Genomic DNA, 20,587 nt, shown 5'->3' with positions numbered 1-20,587 from the left:
GAGGAAGAAAGGATGAGACGATGTCACAAAAATCATGGAAAATCCCTTTGTTTTATCAATATTTACTGTCTTATTTACTTGTTCTGGGAATTCCTATACTGATTATCGGATTTACGGTATACTCTCATTTTGTCTCATTGATGAAAGAGCAATCTTTCGAAGCGAACCGGAGTATGCTGGCCCAGGTCCGTGACATCGTTGATTCCAAGTATCGGGAAATTATGAGTATGGCAGGTACCATTTCCAATGATCCAACGTTTAGCTCCAATTTGCCTGAAACGACGTATGATATTCTCCTTGCCAAGAATCGTTTGAATTTTTCTGCAGGCAATAAATTTGTAGAAGAGCTGATGTTTTATCCTCGTGATGGAGAATACATATTTTCTTATAAAAGCTCCTATGGCTTCGATTTCTTTAAAGAGATCTATCAGTTTCAGGAATGGAAACCAGCACAATTAAAGACGGAAATGGAACTGCTCAAAAAGCCTAAATTATTGCTGGCGACTCGAAAAGACGGTAATAGTGTCTCCAATCAAATTGTGTATATGATTCCTATTCCAGTGAATAGTTTGAAGCCTAAAGGTACTGCTGTATTCTCGGTCAATGAATCTTCGTATCAGGATTTATTCAAGACTTCTATGAAACTAAAAGTGAAGAATACGTTTGTTATTAATAGAGATGGACAAGTGCTTACTTCGCTGTATCCATTCGAACAGTTGGATCGCGATATTTTTCAGAGGGTTGATCTATCGGATGATGAAGGTACCAGTGCCGTAAAGTCAGGGAAGGAATGGTTTCATGTATCTTATGCGAAGTCACAGGGCACAGGGTGGACATATGTAACTATCGTTCCCGATCTTGAACTTATGAGGCCTGTCACGGATATTAAGAATAAATCGATATTTGCTGCAATATTGGTAGTTGTTATCGGAGTTCTGTTAATTTATGCCGGAATGCGTATGAACTATAATCCGTTAAGGTTACTGATCCGGCAGGGGGATGCGAAGTGGGGATCCTTACTGCGGGGCGCACACGGATTTGAGAGTATAAGAAAAATAATGGAGCATGCTGAATCCATTCAAGAACGTCTGAATGAACAGGTGGAATTTACAACGCCCGCTCTCCGTGAGCATTTGTTAAACCGCTTATTAAAAGGACAGTTCAATAACAAGGAGCATTTCAATGAGGATGGACAAGGAGTTGGCCTTACGCTAAACCAATCCACTTATCAGGTGGCTATTTTACAATTTGGTGATCGTTTATCTGGAGTGGATGAGGATAAACACAATTTCTATAAGATCTGGCATGCCTTATTTAGAGAGGGGATAGAGGTTTATCTGGTTGATCTCATTGAGGATGGCAGGACAGCTTGCATCATTTCCATAGACGAGAACGAACCTTGGTCTGAGCAAGATTGGCAGCAGCTCCACGAGCGATTTACCGAACAAACGTCCATGTCTCTCACCTTGGGCGTTGGCAATCCATCATCGGATGTCGGTCGTCTGTACAAGTCATTTATTGAAGCATCCACGTCACTGCAGTATTCCATCATAAAAGGTAAAAACAAGGTCATATTCTTTCGGGAAACGTCGGCTGAACAAAACGACCGATTCTGGTATCCGGATCATGAGCTTACACATTTGATCCGTGCGATCCACAAAAATGAAACCGAAGAAATTCTGAAGAATGCAGATCTACTTATTGATAAAATCCGCGATAATAGCACAACCATGTTTATGGCCACCTATTTGTGCTTTGATGTCGTGCAGTCTGTCTGGAAGACAATGCAGGAGTTATACGGAAACAAATTTCAGTATGAACCGTTTCCTGATGTGATGACTTTGACTCGGATGGAGAGTTTTGATGAACTGGCCTCTATTGTTCTAGAAGTGTGCTCATTTGCAGTTACACAGATGAATCATAACGATCACTCTACAGAGGATGAACTTTACCAGGCGATGCTTCACTATATTGAGCAAAATGGCTTTGATTATCATTTCTCCGTTCAGAACATGGCGGAATCTTTATCCTGGTCCGCTTCCCACATTCGAAGGGTGTTCAAGGAGAAGTCGAATATGACCATATCGGAATATGTGAATGAACAACGTATTATTCGTGCCAAACACCTCTTAATTACAACAAAATCCTCTTTGCAAGATATCGTTAGTCTCATTGGATATACAGATGTATCCAGCTTTATACGTAAATTCAAACAACACACTCATACTACCCCTGGTGACTACAGAAAACTGAATGCCATAAGAGAATGTGACAATATGCGAAATGAACATGAACTAAGCCAAATGAAAACCTAAAGAGCAGAAACTTCTTGTAATGACGGCTATTCCCGGTTCGACATACGCTATCTCCATTTCGCTGATTGTGAGATAGAGGACACGGTTGTTAAGGTAAACACAAGCATAGCCTTGTGAGCGAGTGTGTATCGTTCAGCTCATCCAGCAGGTATGCATTATTTTGAATGAAGGGGAGAGTTGATATTAAGATGACAAAAAAATGGGGGCTCTTGTTGTTTACATCGTTGCTTGCAGTTTCTACAGCACTTACAGGATGCAGTACAAATAAAGGAGAGAAAGAACCTGTAAAGAATGAAGCGGCTCAAGAAACGAAGGAAATTGTATTTCCATTAGAACAACCCGTGGACTTGACGATGTTTACGGTAAAGCATCCACAGGTGAAAAAAGATTATAGTGAAATGCAGTTCTTTAAGAACATGGCTGAAAAAACAGGTGTAAATGTAAAGTGGAATCTGGCTAGTACAGCAGATGGTCAGGAACAGATGAATCTGTTGTTCGCAAGCGATGATCTGCCGGATGTCTTCTTTGGCCCCTACTTGATGTCTACATCCGATATTGTTCGATATGGATCAGACGGACAAATTGTACCTCTGGATGACATGATTAATGAAGAATTGACTCCAAATATCGTCAAGCTGTTTGAGAAGCGGCCTGAATATAAGGGTTATGTAACGGCACCAGATGGTCATATTTATACGATACCTATGATTTCCGAAACGATGGAGAATACGATTCCAGATGCGATGTTTATCAATCAAAAATGGTTAGATAAACTTGGATTAGATATGCCAACAACGACTGATGAATTTTATGCGGTATTGAAAGCGTTTAAAACAGGTGATCCGAACGGCAACGGAGCAGCTGATGAAATACCGTTTAGTGTTGTTAATATGAAAAACGCAATTCAAGGCCCTCTTTCTTTAGCAGCTGCCTTTGGAAAATCATGGCCTAGTGGTAATGCCGCCAACTTCTATGTTGAGAATGGGAAAATTACGTTTGCACCTCTTTTGGAAGAAAACCGTGACTTCTTAACGTACATAAACAAGCTTTATAAGGAAGGCTTGATCGATCAAGAGATTTTTACTCATGATGCTTCGGTTTATGCTGCAAAATTGAACAGTAAACCTTCCAGCGTGGGAGCATTTTTCTTCTGGAATGCAAGCGCACTTCCACCTGAAACACGTGATGATTATGTCATCGTACCTCCATTAAAAGGACCGAGTGGTGATACGGGTTGGAACAGGCAGGATCCGAACAACAATCCACATGGGTTCTCGATCACGAAGGAGAATAAACATCCTGAGATTACAATGAAATGGTTTGATGAATTGTATGAAACGAATACATCACTCGAAGCTACATACGGACCGTTTGGAATCAATCTCGAAAAAGTGGATGGTGGATATACTTTAGTTCCGAGTGATGATCCGGGATTCCGTTACTCTGAAAGTGCAGGGGCACAAGCTCCTGGGGCCGTACTGGCGGAGACATTCGCAACGGCTGTTCCAAGTCCGGATGCACCAGCTGATCGAAAGATGGAATATGTGCAGCTACTTAAACCATTCACCGATTCAGAAATCTTCCCAAGGAACTTAATGATCTCACTTGAAGACGCTGAACTAGCTAAACAATGGGGGATTGACGTAATGGCTGAAAATGCGTATCTGGATCAGGCTATTGCCAAAATTGTAACCGGAAATGATCCAGAAGGAGAGTGGAAGAAGATGGTTGAACAACTTAAGAAGTACGGACTTGAAGATTATACAGCGATGATGCAGCGTAACTACGACAGCTATATTTCTTCAAGCGAAGCCAAATAACCGAGCATAAACATAAACGGGATTTGAAATCGCTAAAGAGGCCGCAATGAAGGTTATGCGGCCTCTTTACTTCTTAATTAACCATCTGAGCTTCAAATTATATTCCTCTGAAGGGGGTTGCCATCGATGGCAAGACAAGTACTTCGGCGAAGTATATGGATGAAAGTATTCCAAAACTATCAGTTGTATTTGCTACTACTACCAACGCTCGTATATTTCATAATCTTTCAATACGGACCGATGTATGGTTTGCAGATTGCGTTTAAGAACTATTCACCAGGCAAAGGAATCTGGGGAAGTGATTGGAGTGGATTTGATCATTTCTTACGCTTTTTTAATTCTGCACAATTTTGGCCGACACTTCAGAATACATTAGTTATTTCACTTTATGAGCTCGTTCTTTTTCCAATTCCGATCATACTGGCACTGCTTATGAATCAGCTGATAAGCAGTAAAATGAAGCGAACAGTGCAGACGATCGTTTACGCACCTCACTTCATTTCCATGGTTGTACTTGTAGGTATGATGTATTTGTTCTTAAATCCACGGAGTGGCCTCTTCAATATAGGGCTTGGAGCTTTTGGTATTGATCCCGTGAACTTCATGGCGGAACCGGGATGGTTCAAATCCCTATTTGTATGGTCCAATGTATGGCAGAATGCAGGCTGGGGCACGATTATCTATTTGGCGGCATTAACGTCGATTAATCCCGAACTACACGAAGCTGCCATCGTGGATGGAGCGAGTAAAATACAGCGTATTCGCAATATAGATCTGCCTGGAATTATGCCGACGGTTATGATTCTACTTATTTTGAACATGGGATCTTTCATGTCTGTAGGCTTTGAAAAAGCATATTTAATGCAAAATGCTATGAATGCGGGCTCTTCGGAGATCATCCAAACCTATGTTTATAAGGTTGGAATCGTAGGGGCACAGTTCAGTTATTCTGCGGCTATCGGGCTTTTCAATAATGTTGTAAACTTTATCGTTCTGATCACCATGAATACGTTAGCGAAGCGAATGAAACAGACCAGTTTGTGGTGAGGAGGCCTTATATACATGGACAATATTCGTAATCGAAGCAGAAATGATAAAATATTTGATCTGTTAAACACATTGTTTTTTATTGTTGTTTCCCTTATCGTAGTCTATCCTCTGTATTTCATGCTCATCGCATCGTTTAGTGATCCCGATGCTGTAAATACCGGACAAACATTTCTATGGCCTAAAGATATTACTCTGAACGGATATAAAGAAATTTTCTCAAACAGTCGAATATGGGCAGGTTATAAAAACTCAATTATTTATGCCCTTCTTAGCATGATTATCCGGACCTCGTTAACGATTACAGCAGGCTATGCTCTTTCTCGCAAGGATCTTGTGGGTCGAAATTTCTTCATGATGATGATTATTTTCACCATGTTTTTCGGTGGTGGATTGATTCCAACCTACTTAATCGTGCGTGATTTAGACATGATAAATACCGTGTGGGCGATGATCATACCAGGCGCCGTCAGTGCGTATAACTTGATTATAGTTAAAACCTTTTTTCAACAGACCATTCCGGATGAACTGCTGGAGGCGTCAGCCATTGATGGATGCAGCAATATCCGGTTTTTTACGAAAATAGTATTGCCTTTATCTCTGCCGATCATTGCGGTTATCGCATTGTTTAGCGCAGTTCAAGAATGGAATAGTTATTTTTCGGCTTTAATCTATCTAAGAGATGCAGAAATGCATCCACTGCAGTTAATCTTGCGAGATATTCTAGTCCAAAATCAGGCACAGGATTTACTCAGTGAGGATGCAGTTGAAGCAATGCAGCGGCAAAAGGCTGCTGAGCAGATTAAATATGGGGTAATTATTGTGTCCTCCGTTCCGATGCTCATTCTATATCCATTCCTTCAAAGATTTTTTATTAAGGGAGTGATGATCGGTTCGGTAAAGGGATAAGCAAATATTTCAGAAAAAATTGTTTGACAATGATAAAAGTAGTTGCTAAAATGACGATTAATTAAATCAATCGACCAGACAACTGGAGATTATAGCGCGGTACTGGGATAACTGCAGTACTATGGTGCGCTAAGTCTCCAGTTTTTTTTGTGAATAATCCTGAGTAAACAGGTGTGAATTATCAAATATAGAGGGGTGAATTTCATGGCATTAGATACACTAGTCATCGAGCAATTGCATAAGACATTTGCAGCGCCGACAGGAACGGTTCAAGCTCTTCATAACATTGAGCTTTCTGTTCAGAAAGGTGAGTTCGTTACGATTATTGGACCGAGTGGCTGCGGGAAGAGTACCTTGCTCAAGATTATTGCGGGATTGGATACGGATTATACGGGCAAGGTTCTGCTTAATGACAAGCCGATTGAAGGACCGGGTATCGAGAAAGGTTTTATCTTTCAAGAGCCGCGGCTTTTTCCTTGGATGACGGTAGAGAACAATATTGCCGGAAATTTATCTCTTAAAGATCCATACATCAGGCAAAAAGTGAATGATTTGATTGGACTTGTAAGGCTAAAGGGATTTGAAAAATCGTTTCCCCGGGAGTTGTCCGGCGGTATGGCACAGCGCGTTGCTATCGCACGAGCGCTTCTTCGTAATCCTGAGGTGCTGCTGTTAGATGAACCATTTGGCGCGCTTGATGCATTTACACGTTCCCATATGCAGGAAGTACTGCTTGATATTTGGCAGCAAAATCGAACGACGATGATGTTTGTAACGCATGATTTGGATGAAGCGGTCTTCTTAGGTCAAAGGGTTGTGATTATGAATCCGAGACCAGGCCATATTCGAACTGTATTGCCGATTGAACTGTCCTTTCCTAGAAAGAGAACATCGCAACCTTTTCAGGATTTTCGGCGTAAGGTTTTGGATGAATTTGAGAAAGTAGAGGGGCCGGAAATTGATCATGGCGCCGGAATATAAGTGGGTTGTAGAAAGAATCTTTTTTATTAGGGGAGAGATTGTTGATGAAACAAATGCGTTCGATAGCCATCATATTATTGCTTTTAACCGTATGGATTAGCGGGTGCGCTAAACCGGGTCAGGATGCGAGTGCAGATAAATCAGCGAACAAAGGCAGTTACGAAGGGTTAACCGTTAAGCTTGGTGTCCAAGGAAGTGGAGGTTTGTTCGGTAAAGCACGCGAAGAACGGTGGTTCGAAGATGAATTTGGTAAACTCGGTGTCAAAGTAGAATGGGCAGAGTTTCAAAGCGGACCCCCAATGACCGAAGCGATGGCATCTAATCGTCTGGATTTTGCGGGGCTTGGCAACATGCCAATTGTTGCTGCTCAAGCAGCGGATATTCCCTTTAAAGTGATCTCCCAGACGCTTGAGGGTAAGAACAATGTGGCCATTATTGTGCCACCGGACAGTACGGCTAAGGAATTGAACGATCTTAAAGGGACGAAGATAGCGGTAGCCAAAGGCAGCAATGCTTATAACTTTCTATATCGAAGCATTTCTGAGGCCGGAATTAAACCATCTGATCTTGAGATTATTCAGCTCCAGCCTGACGAGGCACAGCCGGCTTTTGAATCAGGTGGTGTAGATGCTTGGGCAACATGGGACCCATATATTACACTCAATGCCTTAACCGGAAAAGGTAAGGTGCTTGTGGATGGTGAGAAGCTGGGAGTTCTCTCTCCTTCATTTAACATCGTTCGTAAGGACTTTGCGGATCAGTATCCTGATCTTGTTACCTTGTATTTAAAAGTGCTGAATAAAACATTAGCCTGGGAACAGGAAAATCGGGAAGAAGCAATTCAATTATATGCTGAGGAGCGTGGTGTTCCGATTGAGGTCATTCAAGGTACCTTCGACAGAGCCCACATGATCAATATACCGGTTAGCGATGAGATTATCGCTGAACAGCAGAAAACAGCGGACTTTCAATATGAACAAAAGACCATTCGAAAGAAGATCGATGTAAAGGAAGTATTCGATAACAGATACATTGAAGAAGCTTTGAAAGATGAATTGAAATAATGAACGATTCAAATGAAAGGGGGTTAGAATCATGTTTCAAGAGGGCATAAGTCAAACAGCTGTAAAACCGACAACTCATCGTAAACCGAGAGTAACTAAGAATCGTCGTATTTCGATATCTGTAACGAATGCGCTTCTGGGCATACTTCTTCCGGTGATTCTGTTAATCATCTGGGAAGCAGCTGGGGCGCTGAATATGCTAAATCCGATTCTTCTCCCAGCGCCTAGCGATATTATGGGAGAGCTCATCAGTCTGACTCGTTCAGGAGAGTTGGCCAGCAATTTCGGAATTTCAGCTTACAGAGCGCTTCTTGGCTTTCTGCTTGGAGGAGGCCTAGGACTAGCAGCGGGTGTTTGGGTTGGATTCTCATATCGTGCAGAGCGTCTGGTTGATCCATCACTTCAAATGCTTCGCACACTGCCTCATTTGGCTATTGCCCCTTTGTTCATTTTGTGGTTTGGATTCGGTGAGACTTCCAAAATACTGCTTATCGCTAAAGGCTCCTTCTTCCCACTGTACGTCAATACCTTTCTGGGTATTCGTTCTGTTGACGGTAAGCTGTTCGATGTGGCTCGTGTCTTACAGTTCAGCCGCTGGGATATGATTACGAAACTGATCATTCCAGCGTCACTTCCCAATATATTTCTTGGAATCCGGTTGTCCATTGGTGTCGCGTGGCTTGGCTTAGTTGTAGCAGAAATGATGGGGTCGAGTTCTGGAATCGGATATTTAATTAATGATGCCCGTTCGTTCTCATTAACAACGGTTGTCTTTTCTGGAATTATTGTGTTCGCATTGATCGGTAAAGGTTCAGATTCCCTTGTTCGATGGTTAGAACGGCGGACGCTAAAATGGCAGGATAGCTACCGTGGAGGTGGTCCGTCATGAGTAAAGAAGCTGCACAGAATCTTAAGACAGGAAGTGACGTTCATCATAAGAAGACGCGTAAAGATTGGCTTCATTCGATTCCGGAGCCATTACATGCTTGGATTTTACCGGTATTTCTGCTAGTTATTTGGCAGGCGGCAGGCAGCCTTGGCTGGATTGGACCGAACCTACTGCCTACGCCGTACGCCATCGTTCGCCAGTTCTTCAGACTGGTTGCGAGTGGGGAAATGCTGGAGCACTTTAGGATTAGTCTTATAAGGGCCATGTTCGGATTTGTACTTGGCGGATTAACCGGCTTTCTTCTTGGATTATCTACAGGGTTAGGCAAAATAGCGGAGAGAACACTTGATCCATCTCTACAAATGCTGAGAACCGTACCGCTTTTGTCGCTCATACCGTTATTTATTCTTTGGTTTGGAATCGGTGAGTTCTCAAAGATTCTAATGATTTCACTGGGTGCATTTTTCCCGATGTATGTGAACACATTCCTCGGAATACGTAATGTAGATGTTAAATTGTACGAAGTTTCACGGATTTTTCAATTTTCAAAATGGCAGCAAATCAGCAAACTCATCATTCCTGCTGCGCTTCCAAATATTTTACTCGGTATTCGTTTGTCTCTTGGTGTTTCGTGGCTTGTACTCGTTGTTGCGGAGATGATGGGAACTAGCGCTGGGATTGGATATATGATTCAGGATGCAAGAGCATACTCTCAGACAGATATTGTATTTGTAGGAATCATCTTTTTTGCTATCGTTGGCAAGCTGTCGGATTCAGTTGTACGGGTGCTGGAGAAGCGCTGGCTGCGGTGGAGAGACACTTATAAAGGCTGAAGACTAGCATAGAAAAAGGAGAGAATGAGAATGGGAAGAAGAAATGAGCAGATGCATTTAGGAGCGTTTATATATTATACGGGGCACCATCATGCCGGTTGGCGTCATCCCGATTCGGCGGTAGAGCAGCTGTTTGATATTGAATTGTATAAAAAACTGGCAGAAACTGCGGAACGGGGGAAATTCGATATACTCTTTTTCGCAGATCTATTATATGTTCATGTTCAGCAGGTAGAGCAGTCGGTTTCAGGTATGCTTGACCCGATGACATTGCTGCCTGCGCTATCCATGGTAACACAGAAGATTGGGCTTGCAGCTACTGTCTCTACAACCTATAACGAGCCTTATAATGTAGCGCGTAAGTTTGCATCTCTTGATTTTATAAGTGGTGGCAGAAGCGCCTGGAATATTGTTACATCTCAATTAGACGTTGAAGCCCGTAATTATGGCAAAGAGAAGCATCCAGAACATGGTTTGCGGTATGAGATGGCACGTGAATTCGTCGATGTAGCAACTCGGCTTTGGGATAGCTGGGAGGATGATGCACTGGTACTGAATCGGGAACAAGGAAGGTTCGCTGATTCTACGAAGGTTAAGTCAGTTGATTATAAAGGACAGTGGCATTCCACCGGGGGGCCACTGAATGTACCTAGACCTCCACAAGGATATCCTGTGCTGATTCAGGCAGGTTCATCGGAGCCAGGGCAAGATTTTGCTGCGGAATACGGTGAAGTGATATTTACAGCTCAGACGTCACTTGATGCTGCGAAAGCTTTTTATGATTCCTTGAAATCTAAGCTGTCCAAATACGGCCGTAAAAACGAAGAGGTCAAAATCATGCCCGGTCTTTCTCCAGTAATCGGAAATACGGAGCAAGAAGCATGGCGTAAGTATTATGAGCTTCAAGCTCTCATACCGGAATCAACGGCTGTGGCAGTGTTATCCGGATTTTTGAATTATGATTTGAGTGGACTTTCCCCAGATCAACCGTTGCCATCTGATATTCCTGATCCTGTAGCGGCTTCCAATGGAATGAAAAGTCGTATTCAGCTTCTTTTGGATTTGGCATATAAAGAAAAACTTTCGATTGCGGAGCTTGGTAGAAAAGTGCTTGCATCAAGAGGACATATGCAGTTTGTTGGCACACCTGAACAGCTTGCTGACTTTATGCAAGAATGGTATGAAGGTTACGGTTGTGACGGGTTTAACATCATGGCACCGGTTCTTCCGGGTGGTCTGGAGGAATTTGTTGATCATGTAATTCCGATCTTGCAGGAAAGAGGGTTATTTCGTAAGGATTATACAGGTTCAACGTTGAGGGAACATCTTGGATTACCTCGCCCTAAAACAGGTCATTTTCATAAGGTTGAGTCGACGAGTCCTGTATTGTCCAGTTAATGAGGTCAAACGCTAAAGACAAATGTCTTTAGCGTTTGTTTGTTTTGAAATTGTTTGGAATGAATGTTATTTACTATCGTGAACCAAGGTCGCTTCGGCGACCTTTTTTTGTTGCGGCATATTGAAACAAGCAGATGACATATATCTTAGATAGGAATGTCAAGTTGAATTATTAAGACTTGAAGAGGAGGAATAGGGTTGACGGATGCATTTGTCGCACGCTCGTTAGACGAGATACAATTTTGGTCGAGAATCATGAAAGAGCATTCCATGTTTCTTCGATTAGGTTTTAGAGCAGAAGACACTGAACTCATTGCGGAGGCAAATCATTTTCAGGCTATTTTTGAAGATATCGAAAGGAGATCTCACGCTTTTTCTTTAAATACCGACCCAGCCATCATTCGAGAATTTAATTCGGAAGTACAAAATGCTGCAACCCATATCTGGGCATTCAAAAGAAGGATACTTGGTTTGATTTTACGATGTAAACTTCCTGGCCAGACCAATTTCCCTCTTCTAGTAGATCATGTGAGCAGGGAAGCGAATTATTTCCGAAATCGTTTAGAAGAACTGAACTGTGGAAGGCTTGAGCCGTTGCATGATGCCATTATTGACGAGAATGTATTTTTCTTAAGAATTATGGCTGATCACGCAAAATTCATTGGCCATTTACTTGATCCATCTGAAAGGAAGCTAGTAGAGCAAGCACGAGAATTCGGGCATGAATTCGATCAATTGATGTTCCAAGCGATTGATTTAAGTTCGATGCGTCCACAATCGCAAACCGTCCCTCTATTAAGTCAATTTGTTGATGAAAATAAAGTATCTGTGAAGTCTCTACGCGATTTTAAGAAAACAGCTGCTGACTTGATTGAACAGTGCCGCATTAAGAGCATCATACATCCTTTGTTAGCCGACCATGTTTTCCGAGAAGCTGAAAGATTCCTATTCATTCTTGAAATGTTTGATCGATCCTTATCAGGTTATCATGTTAACAAAAAAGAGTTACTATTCTAATACACTAAGTATATTGAGGTATCATAGGCTGCCGTTTATGGCAGCCTTTTTGTTGTTCTTTATGGATCGTTCTCTTGATGATGATCGGTTGTTACTAATATTTTTCAGAGGGAGAAAAATAAAAAACGGTTTACTTTCACAACAAATTATCTTAGAATGTATTCTAATTTGATAATTTCAATTTGCAACCCCACTTTTTTTTGTTTTCTGGTATCCAAAACAAAAAGGAGCGGGGTTTTTCTGTGGAGGAGAGGCAATTTGTATCAATTACTTAAAAATTCACTGTATGTATTCTTGGGAGCTTGCTGCTTCGGTATTCTGTCTACTGTAGTAAAACTGGCTTACAGTAAGGGGTTTGAATTTCAGGAAGTGATGATTAGCCAGTTCGGAACCGGTTGGCTGATCTTACTTGTGTTAATGCTTATCTTTGCTCGAAAGAGGATCACTTTGAAGCAATTCGGCAGGCTTGCCTGTGTTGGGCTCTGCACCTGTATGACAGGGGTAACTTATTACTTATCCCTACAGAGTATTCCCGCTTCAATTGCAGTGGTTCTCCTGTTTCAGTTCACCTGGATGGGTGTCGTAATAGAAGCTATTGTGAACAAAAAGATGCCGTCAAGAGCAACGCTAATATCTGTTGTTATATTACTCGTTGGAACCGTATTGGCCGGCGGAATTATCGGAGCAGATCAACTGCAGCTTAACTTGAAAGGTACGCTTCTAGGTCTTGCGGCAGCCCTTATGATGGCGCTATTTGTATTCTTTAGCGGAAGAGTGGAGACACAGATGTCACCGATCACTCGAAGTTTTTATATGTCATGTGGCGGATTAATCCTGCTGACTATAATATTTACACCCAAAGTGTTTGTAGAAGTATCACTCGCCAATGGTTTGTGGATATACGGATTGATTTTAGGTGCATTCGGTGTTGTGCTACCAGTTCTGTTATTTGCGCTTGGTGCACCGAAGATCAGTACGGGGCTAGCAACAATCCTTGGCGCGGGGGAGCTTCCAGTTGCAGTGATTGTATCAATGATGGTGTTAGGTGAGCATGTGTCGGTATTGCAGTGGCTTGGCGTTTTTGTTATTTTGCTTGGAATTGCATATCCGCAGATTGCTACTGTAAGAGCTAGAAATGCACAAAAAGTTTAAAAGAACAGAGGTAAGGAACTGGAGTTGACTCTAGTTCCTTTTCTTGTAACAAACACATCATTATATGTTCCAATCCAGTTAATATTTAGTTGTGTTATATCTGTGAAAGTTGCAGTCTTATGTCTTCAAAGCTTAAAATTATAAAGAGAAGAAATAATAATATAAATTCAATTGATCTAATAAGCAATCGAAAGGAAGACTAGAAATGAATTCACAGCAAATTGGACAACTCAAAATTATGCGAGAAGAAATTACCCGCTTTATGATGAAATATAAATTCGCCTTGGATGAAATGGAGACAAAAATAGAAATATTGAAAGAGGAGTTTCAAGCTCTGCATGACTACAGCCCGATCGAGCATACTAAATCGCGGTTAAAGTCGCCTGAGAGCATTTTGAAGAAACTATCTCGCAAGGGTCTTAGTATTTCGCTCGAATCTTGTGAAGAACATATTAAGGATATTGCGGGACTTCGTATCACCTGTTCTTTTCTCTCTGATATCTATAAGGTCAGTGAAATGCTCCAGAGACAAAGTGATTTGAAGGTTCTAGAGGTGAAGGATTATATTAAGAATCCTAAGCCGAATGGCTATCAAAGCTTGCATTTACTTCTTGAAGTACCCGTATTTTTATCAGATCGTGTTGAAAATGTATGTGTTGAACTGCAAATTCGGACGATTGCGATGGATTTTTGGGCAAGTCTGGAACACAAAATATTTTACAAGTACAATCAGTCTGTTCCAGAGCGGTTGTTGCAAGAATTGAAACTTGCAGCGGATACGGCGAACGCGTTGGATCATCAAATGGAACGTTTGCAGCATGAAGTACAGCTTATCAAACAATCACAGCCTGAAGATTCCTTATTAGAAGAGTTGAGAAGCATTCAAATCAGTAATCAACAATTCAAGCTTCCTTCGGGTCTGTTAGAGGTGCTATCGAAGGATTGATGTTCTTAACTTTTATATATGAGGTGTATTAATAGTGCCAACAACTGTAGTTATTGGTGGGGGAATTACGGGTCTGTCTACATTGTATTATTTGCAAAAAGAAATAAAACAAAACCATTTAGATATGCAATTGGTGCTTCTTGAAAGCAGTGAAACCCTAGGCGGGAAAATTCGCACCGTTTCTAACGGAGAGTTCATTATGGAGACGGGGGCGGACTCCATCGTTGCTCGTAAGCCTAATATGGCTCCTTTATTGGAGGAGCTGGGTTTATCGGATGAGGTTGTTTATAATTCGACAGGGATCTCTTACATCTATACAGAAGATGGACTTAAGAAAATACCAGCTGATAGCGTGTTTGGCATTCCGACTGATCTAAAATCCCTTGCTGAAAGTGAACTTGTATCTGCTGAGGGTAAAGTAGAAGCATTAAAAGATTTTTACACACCGAACGAAACCTTTGAGAAAAAGGATTCACTCGGCTTGTTTTTGGAGACATTCCTCGGAAAAGAACTTGTACACAAGCAAATTGCTCCCGTCATATCAGGTGTTTATTCCGGAGATTTGCATGATTTGACGATTGCATCTACGTTTCCCTATTTGCTTGATTATAAGAATAAATATGGCAGTATTATTAAGGGCTTGTCTGAGAATAAACATATATATTTAGGTGCAGGGAACAAAAAGTTTATCTCTTTTAAAAATGGTGTGTCTGCCTTGGTTGATCGACTTGAGCAAGTGCTGGCAGATGCCGAAATTTATAAAGGAAGTAAAGCGGAATCACTGCAGAAGATGGAAGACCGTTATGTTATTACGATGGAGAATGGCCGCCAGATAGAAGCGGATTATGTTGTCCTTAGTGGAGGAAGCCGTCAAACCCAAGAGTTGCTTCAGGATGAAACACTCTCGAATCATTTTGTGCAGCTCCATACGAAGTCGATGATTAGTATTTACCTTGGCTTTGATATACCGGATCATCAGCTTCCGAATGATGGAACAGGATTTATATCCGCTAAAGAAAGTGATCTATTATGCGATGCCTGTACATGGACAAGCCGGAAATGGGAGCATACATCCCGTAATGGAAGACTCTTGCTCAGACTGTTTTATAAAAGCTCAAATCCGGAATACGATAGACTAGTCACTCTATCCGAAGAAGAACTGATCTCTGTGGCACTTCAGGACATTACCAAAAGTCTGGGTTTGAACGCGAAACCCATTTCAGCTGAGGTAACAAAGTGGCACAATAACATGCCGAACTATCATTTGAAACACCGAGAAATCGTGGATATACTAGAGCGAGATTTGAAGCAAAGATTTCCGAATGTATTTTTAGCGGGATGTTCCTACTATGGTGTGGGAATTCCAGATTGTATCGCGAACGGGGAAGAAACAGCCAATAGCATCATGGATCGCTTAAAGGATCGACAATAATCCAGTTTAAAATTCTTTAATGAATTTAAGCATAGCAAAAGACACCAGCTTACTATGAATAAGCTGGTGTCTTTTTATTTTGCGATGAATTACAGACGGCATACTTGAACTGGGCAACCTCCAGCATGTGGACATTTGCAAATATCCCGCAAATTTTGAATATTGCGAATGATCATCTTTCCATCTTCAAAATCAATGGTCTCATCATTTCTCCATTCACCCAGCATACGATTGACGCTCTCACGAGTACATCCGATCATTTCTCCAAGCTCTGCATTTGTTAGTTTTATTTGAATATGAATAGATCCATCAATGGCTGGAATTCCGTAGGTATTGCTCATCCGAATTATTGTCGAGGCAAGTGCGCCTGGCTTACCATGCAGAAGAAGATCCCGCAGTTTAGATTCGATGATTTGATTGTTTAATCCCGACCAGTACATGAATTGCAAAGCGATATCCCCACGATGAATCAATAGTTCTTCTAAATCTTTTCGTAAAATAACGCCTACTTTCACGTCATTCATCGTTTCGGCACTAAAACCATACTGAGCATTTGTGAGACCGTTGAACTGTGCGATCAAGTCTCCTTTTTGCATAACGGAAATAATGAGGTCTTTACCTTCTTCCGTGGATTTCAGAAGTTTCACTTGCCCGGAAATAATATAGTATAGTTTATCAGCTGCTTCGCTTTCCCAAAATAAATAAGATCCTTTTGTAATCTTTCTCTTCTGCATAATTGCTTCCAAAGATCCGAACTGTTCCTCAGATAAATATTGTGCAATGCCTTTAAGCTTCGACGTTTCAGGCGTGGATTTACCCGGACTACAAAAAGTTCTAAAAGTTTGTTGTTGTTCAATCGTCATGGCCATATTAATCAGCCTCCCGTGTTCTCTTTGTTATCTTCATCATAAAAGATCTCACAGTTTATGAACATCAGGGAACGCTCTGAATTTATATGGAGGGTATCCCTGATTTTCAGTGAACTATATCACAGAAGATCGTGGGTGGATTCTGTATAATATCGCTTGATTTTATGATTATTCTACATATACCCTTAGATTTATTTCAGGGAGTTCCCCGATCCACATTTAAACATGATCGAGCTACAATAATTAAGAATTCATATCAATGTATTGGAGGGACCCGAAATGAATGCCGGAGATGCGGATTGGGAAGTATATTTATCGGAATTGCTTAAGTTGTCTGGAAGCGATTTTTGCTCAGTTGCATCCTACGATACATCCGCACGACAAATTCGATGGATTGCAGCTTCGGGTAACACGAATGAAAAGTTCCGCCATATCGTAAACCGCCCAAGTCAAGGAATGACGGGTGAAGTTATTCGGATTGCGCGGACTGTCCAGAAGATATGTACAACAGATGAACAGCGACGAAACAGTGATTCCATCATGCTCGCTGAACGACTGATTGTTGCAGCAGCAACACCTATCAGTACAGCTAATAACGAAATTGTAGGGATTTTGCTGATTGGCAGACGGACGGATCGTTTATATACAGCGACTGAACTCACTATGTTAGAGAATGCGGCTAAGTGCTTATCGATAAATACGGAAACTGCTTCATGAATGTCAATTTTAACAATTAACAGGCTGAAGACCACTATATTCTAAACGAAACAACAATCCAATTTGCTGGGATTGTTGTTTTCTTATATTATGATATAAGTCACATACAGGAACGGATATAGGAGGGGAACCATGATACGTCTGTTGATTGTAGATGATCACGCTGTAGTTCGATCCGGACTCAAGTTGTTGCTAGGCCAAAAGCAAAATATAGAAGTGGTCGGTGAAGCGGCTGACGGAGATGAAGCTATTCGCCAAGCAGAAGAGTTAAAGCCGGATGTCATATTGATGGATCTAAGTATGCCGCATGGTAAAGATGGAATGACAGCTACAGAAGAGCTGAAAAAGCTGCTGCCGGATATATACATATTAATTCTCACGATGCATGATGATGAACAATATTTATTCCGGGCGATTCAAGCGGGTGCATCGGGATATATTTTAAAAAATGCTCCCCACGAAGAGTTGCTAACTGCTATTCAATATGTGGCTGCAGGAAATGCTTACTTAACGCCTCTGGCAACCAAACGTTTAATGGGACAGTATATTGAAAAAGTGAAGAATGGGGAAGCGTCAGATGAGTTTGAATCCCTTTCTGAGCGTGAAAAAGAAGTCCTTTCTTGGACGGCCAAAGGATACTCTAACAAAGAAATAGCTGAGAAATTGATTATCAGTGTAAAGACGGTCGAGACTCATAAAAGTAATTTGATGGAGAAGTTAGGACTTAAATCACGTCCTGACCTTATTAAATATGCAATGCAAAAGGGGTTGTTAACCTTTGAATAATAATCAAGACACTCATTATCCTGAGGTTATTGGCCAACATGTTACGAAGCTACTGAAGCAGTTGGATGAGATTGAAGCGGATCCAAATGTTTTGGACCATGTGAAAAATTCGTTACGCCAGTTAAATGACTTGAAAATCGCTTTAGATGAATCGTCTATTGTTGCAGTGACAGATTATAAGGGACGGATTCTTTATGTGAACGATAAGTTTTGTCAGATATCTAAATACTCTCGAGATGAGTTGATTGGTAAAGACCACAGGATAATTAACTCAGGGCAACACAGCAAGGAGTTCATGCGATCACTTTGGGAGACGATTAAATCAGGCTCTGTATGGCACGGTGAAATACGAAATAAGGCTAGGGATGGAAAGTACTACTGGGTGGACACGACGATCGTCCCTTTATTTAATGAATCAGGACAGCCAGTTCAATTTCTGGCGATCCGGCATGAAATTACTCGTCTGAAAGCTGCAGAAGAAGAAGTGAAACGTATGATGGTAAAAGTTATGGACATTCAGGAAGAAGAACGTAAAAGGTTCTCACGTGAACTACATGACGGAATTGGACAGAGTTTATTTTCACTTCTAATTAGTATGGACCGAATCCTTATATCCGAGCAGGAACGTGAAGAGTCTCCGACTGAGAGTCAGAATTCTAGAGGGAAATCAATGGTAGAAGAGTTAGCGTTGGTCCGTCAGGAGGTCTCTAATATTATAGAAGATGTACGAGGTCTGGCCTGGCAGCTTCGTCCATCCATATTGGATGATCTAGGTGTTGTACCTGCCATTCGCACTTACATTGAGAATTTTACCGAACACTATGGGATAAGAGTGGACTTTAAGTCCAGTTTGACTAAACGCTTGAATTATCAGCAAGAGACTGTGATATATCGAATTATTCAGGAGGCTTTATTAAACATTGGTAAATATGCTGATGTGGAACAAGCAGAAGTTCAAATAAACCAAACGGAGACATTTATAGAGGTATGTATCATTGATAAAGGAGTAGGCATCGTTCGTACAGAGGAGAGACACGGCGTTGGACTATTCAGTATGGAAGAACGAGCACACGGAATTGGAGCGCAATTGCATATTAAGACAGCGCCGGGTGAAGGCACTGCTATTAGATTGGTTATTCCAGTCTGACCAAAAGAAAACCCTTTGTTGATGCGATTCAACAGAGGGTTTTGCTATGTACGAATATTTGGACAATCATATTCAATGTAATTCACTCAATACCGAGAACCTGCATTTTCCAAGGGAAATGGGGTGTTATACGTTTGAACAGCATAAATTCGTTTAATAAAATAACGTATAGTTTGAATTTACATCAGGAGGAGACAGAATGAAAACTCAAAAAATCAATCTTAAAAGACACTTTTGTGTATTACTTCTTTCTTTAATTTGTATTAGTACTATACTTAGTGGCTGTGCTAAGGAACAAACAGAATCACCAGATTCTAATACTGCAGCTGAAACTCCGTCATCTACAGAATCAAATACAAATAATTCCGCAGAACAAACAACAAATCCAAATCCTGATTCTGCCGAATCGAATACGGATGGACTTCCATCGGGTGTAAAAGTTAAAAAGATTCTTAAAGATGAATCGATTAAGAATGGCTATCATAAAAAAGTCGAGCTTTTGACAGATGGGGGAAAGCGGAAAACGATCACTGATCCGAATGGCGATATTATTATGAAGTATATTGAATATGAAGGAATCATCTTAAAGGCTGATGGTAATAAAGTAGATGTTCAAGTTGAACAAGGAGAAACGCAAACTTTGGACATACCTGATCAAGTAGTCATTGAGGACGAAGATAGAGTTGGTTTAAAACAAGGTGTTGAAATTGAGTGGGAGGTAAACACCGATGGGCAGATTCAAAGTGTGGAATTAGATGATTAAGTATTGTTAAGCCGCTGTTGATAAGGAATCGATAGCGGCTATAACATACAGGTAGGAATAGAATAGATAAAAAATAAAATGGAATATATTACAACTAGTAAGTTAGCGAGCAAGATGTTATATTATAAATCCGGCCGACGAACAAATCGGTTGGATGAAAAAAGTTTTAAAAAAAAGCTTGCAAATATGATTCAAACATGATATATTATAAATCCGGTCGCCAAACGGCTGGACAAGAAGTTGATCTTTGAAAACTGAACAACGAGTGAGTTAAATCGATCTTACTTCGGTAAGATCAAAATGAGAATTTTATTTCTCGTCAGTTTTGAAATGAGCAATTCAAACTTTAATGGAGAGTTTGATCCTGGCTCAGGACGAACGCTGGCGGCGTGCCTAATACATGCAAGTCGAGCGGACTTGATGAGGAGCTTGCTCCACTGAGAGTTAGCGGCGGACGGGTGAGTAACACGTAGGCAACCTGCCCTCAAGACTGGGATAACTA

The 20,587-nt window shown here is 41.2% G+C and carries 18 protein-coding genes and 1 rRNA gene; 18 read left to right on the top strand and 1 reads right to left on the bottom strand.

What is annotated here, in order from left to right; genetic code table 11:
* Nucleotides 1–20: 20 nt before the first annotated feature.
* From ACFQV5_RS10415 to ACFQV5_RS10355, 13 genes are all read left to right on the top strand, one after another.
* Nucleotides 21–2,315, top strand: coding sequence for a helix-turn-helix domain-containing protein (locus ACFQV5_RS10415; RefSeq protein WP_379246392.1), 2,295 nt, complete (start codon nucleotides 21–23; stop codon nucleotides 2,313–2,315).
* Nucleotides 2,316–2,503: 188 nt separating this feature from the next.
* Nucleotides 2,504–4,135: a type 2 periplasmic-binding domain-containing protein gene (locus ACFQV5_RS10410; RefSeq protein ID WP_379246390.1), complete on the top strand. Its 1,632-nt coding sequence runs from the start codon at nucleotides 2,504–2,506 to the stop codon at nucleotides 4,133–4,135.
* A gap of 126 nt (nucleotides 4,136–4,261) precedes the next feature.
* On the top strand, nucleotides 4,262–5,182 hold the full coding sequence (locus ACFQV5_RS10405; protein ID WP_379246388.1) for an ABC transporter permease: 921 nt from the start codon (nucleotides 4,262–4,264) through the stop codon (nucleotides 5,180–5,182).
* A 15-nt stretch (nucleotides 5,183–5,197) separates the two neighbouring features.
* A complete protein-coding gene (locus tag ACFQV5_RS10400) occupies nucleotides 5,198–6,091 on the top strand; it encodes a carbohydrate ABC transporter permease (protein WP_379246386.1) in 894 nt (297 codons plus the stop codon).
* A gap of 204 nt (nucleotides 6,092–6,295) precedes the next feature.
* Nucleotides 6,296–7,072: an ABC transporter ATP-binding protein gene (locus tag ACFQV5_RS10395; RefSeq protein WP_379246384.1), complete on the top strand. Its 777-nt coding sequence runs from the start codon at nucleotides 6,296–6,298 to the stop codon at nucleotides 7,070–7,072.
* A 44-nt stretch (nucleotides 7,073–7,116) separates the two neighbouring features.
* Complete coding sequence (locus tag ACFQV5_RS10390; protein WP_379246382.1) at nucleotides 7,117–8,136, top strand: aliphatic sulfonate ABC transporter substrate-binding protein; 1,020 nt, start codon at nucleotides 7,117–7,119, stop codon at nucleotides 8,134–8,136.
* 31 nt (nucleotides 8,137–8,167) lie between these two features.
* A complete protein-coding gene (locus tag ACFQV5_RS10385; RefSeq protein WP_379246379.1) occupies nucleotides 8,168–9,025 on the top strand; it encodes an ABC transporter permease in 858 nt (285 codons plus the stop codon).
* Nucleotides 9,022–9,858 carry an ABC transporter permease gene (locus tag ACFQV5_RS10380; RefSeq protein WP_379246377.1) on the top strand — a complete coding sequence of 279 codons (837 nt, stop codon included), beginning with the start codon at nucleotides 9,022–9,024 and terminating at the stop codon, nucleotides 9,856–9,858. The genes ACFQV5_RS10385 and ACFQV5_RS10380 overlap by 4 nt, the downstream gene beginning before the upstream one ends.
* Before the next feature lie 30 nt (nucleotides 9,859–9,888).
* Nucleotides 9,889–11,256, top strand: coding sequence for an LLM class flavin-dependent oxidoreductase (locus ACFQV5_RS10375; RefSeq protein WP_379246375.1), 1,368 nt, complete (start codon nucleotides 9,889–9,891; stop codon nucleotides 11,254–11,256).
* A 198-nt stretch (nucleotides 11,257–11,454) separates the two neighbouring features.
* On the top strand, nucleotides 11,455–12,273 hold the full coding sequence (locus ACFQV5_RS10370; RefSeq protein ID WP_379246373.1) for a DUF2935 domain-containing protein: 819 nt from the start codon (nucleotides 11,455–11,457) through the stop codon (nucleotides 12,271–12,273).
* Nucleotides 12,274–12,531: 258 nt separating this feature from the next.
* The gene (locus tag ACFQV5_RS10365) at nucleotides 12,532–13,425 is read left to right on the top strand and encodes an EamA family transporter (RefSeq protein ID WP_379246371.1); all 894 of its coding nucleotides are present in this window, start codon (nucleotides 12,532–12,534) and stop codon (nucleotides 13,423–13,425) included.
* A gap of 205 nt (nucleotides 13,426–13,630) precedes the next feature.
* On the top strand, nucleotides 13,631–14,371 hold the full coding sequence (locus ACFQV5_RS10360; RefSeq protein WP_379246369.1) for a GTP pyrophosphokinase: 741 nt from the start codon (nucleotides 13,631–13,633) through the stop codon (nucleotides 14,369–14,371).
* Between the two features lie 34 nt (nucleotides 14,372–14,405).
* Nucleotides 14,406–15,803: a protoporphyrinogen oxidase gene (locus ACFQV5_RS10355; protein WP_379246367.1), complete on the top strand. Its 1,398-nt coding sequence runs from the start codon at nucleotides 14,406–14,408 to the stop codon at nucleotides 15,801–15,803.
* A gap of 89 nt (nucleotides 15,804–15,892) precedes the next feature.
* On the opposite strand, the gene ACFQV5_RS10350 is transcribed toward ACFQV5_RS10355, so the two are convergent.
* Entirely contained in the window at nucleotides 15,893–16,672 is a 780-nt protein-coding gene (locus ACFQV5_RS10350) for a Crp/Fnr family transcriptional regulator (RefSeq protein ID WP_379246365.1), read from the bottom strand.
* A gap of 279 nt (nucleotides 16,673–16,951) precedes the next feature.
* On the opposite strand from ACFQV5_RS10350, the gene ACFQV5_RS10345 reads away from it, so the two are divergent.
* The 5 genes from ACFQV5_RS10345 to ACFQV5_RS10325 all read left to right on the top strand — a co-directional run.
* A complete protein-coding gene (locus tag ACFQV5_RS10345; RefSeq protein WP_379246363.1) occupies nucleotides 16,952–17,389 on the top strand; it encodes a GAF domain-containing protein in 438 nt (145 codons plus the stop codon).
* Between the two features lie 132 nt (nucleotides 17,390–17,521).
* Complete coding sequence (locus ACFQV5_RS10340; RefSeq protein ID WP_379246361.1) at nucleotides 17,522–18,175, top strand: response regulator transcription factor; 654 nt, start codon at nucleotides 17,522–17,524, stop codon at nucleotides 18,173–18,175.
* Complete coding sequence (locus ACFQV5_RS10335; protein WP_379246359.1) at nucleotides 18,168–19,322, top strand: PAS domain-containing sensor histidine kinase; 1,155 nt, start codon at nucleotides 18,168–18,170, stop codon at nucleotides 19,320–19,322. Before ACFQV5_RS10340 ends, ACFQV5_RS10335 begins: the two co-directional genes overlap by 8 nt.
* Nucleotides 19,323–19,521: 199 nt before the next feature.
* Nucleotides 19,522–20,085 (top strand): hypothetical protein, encoded by a 564-nt coding sequence (locus tag ACFQV5_RS10330; protein WP_379246357.1) that lies wholly within the window; start codon nucleotides 19,522–19,524, stop codon nucleotides 20,083–20,085.
* Between the two features lie 346 nt (nucleotides 20,086–20,431).
* Nucleotides 20,432–20,587: ribosomal RNA gene (locus ACFQV5_RS10325) — 16S ribosomal RNA — on the top strand; the annotation flags it as partial.

Origin of the sequence: Paenibacillus sp. GCM10028914 (assembly GCF_042666275.1) — a bacterium.
Lineage (GTDB): Bacteria > Bacillota > Bacilli > Paenibacillales > Paenibacillaceae > Paenibacillus_AQ.
The sequence above is the reverse complement of the archived record's forward strand: the minus strand, read 5'-3'. Positions and strand labels throughout refer to the sequence as shown.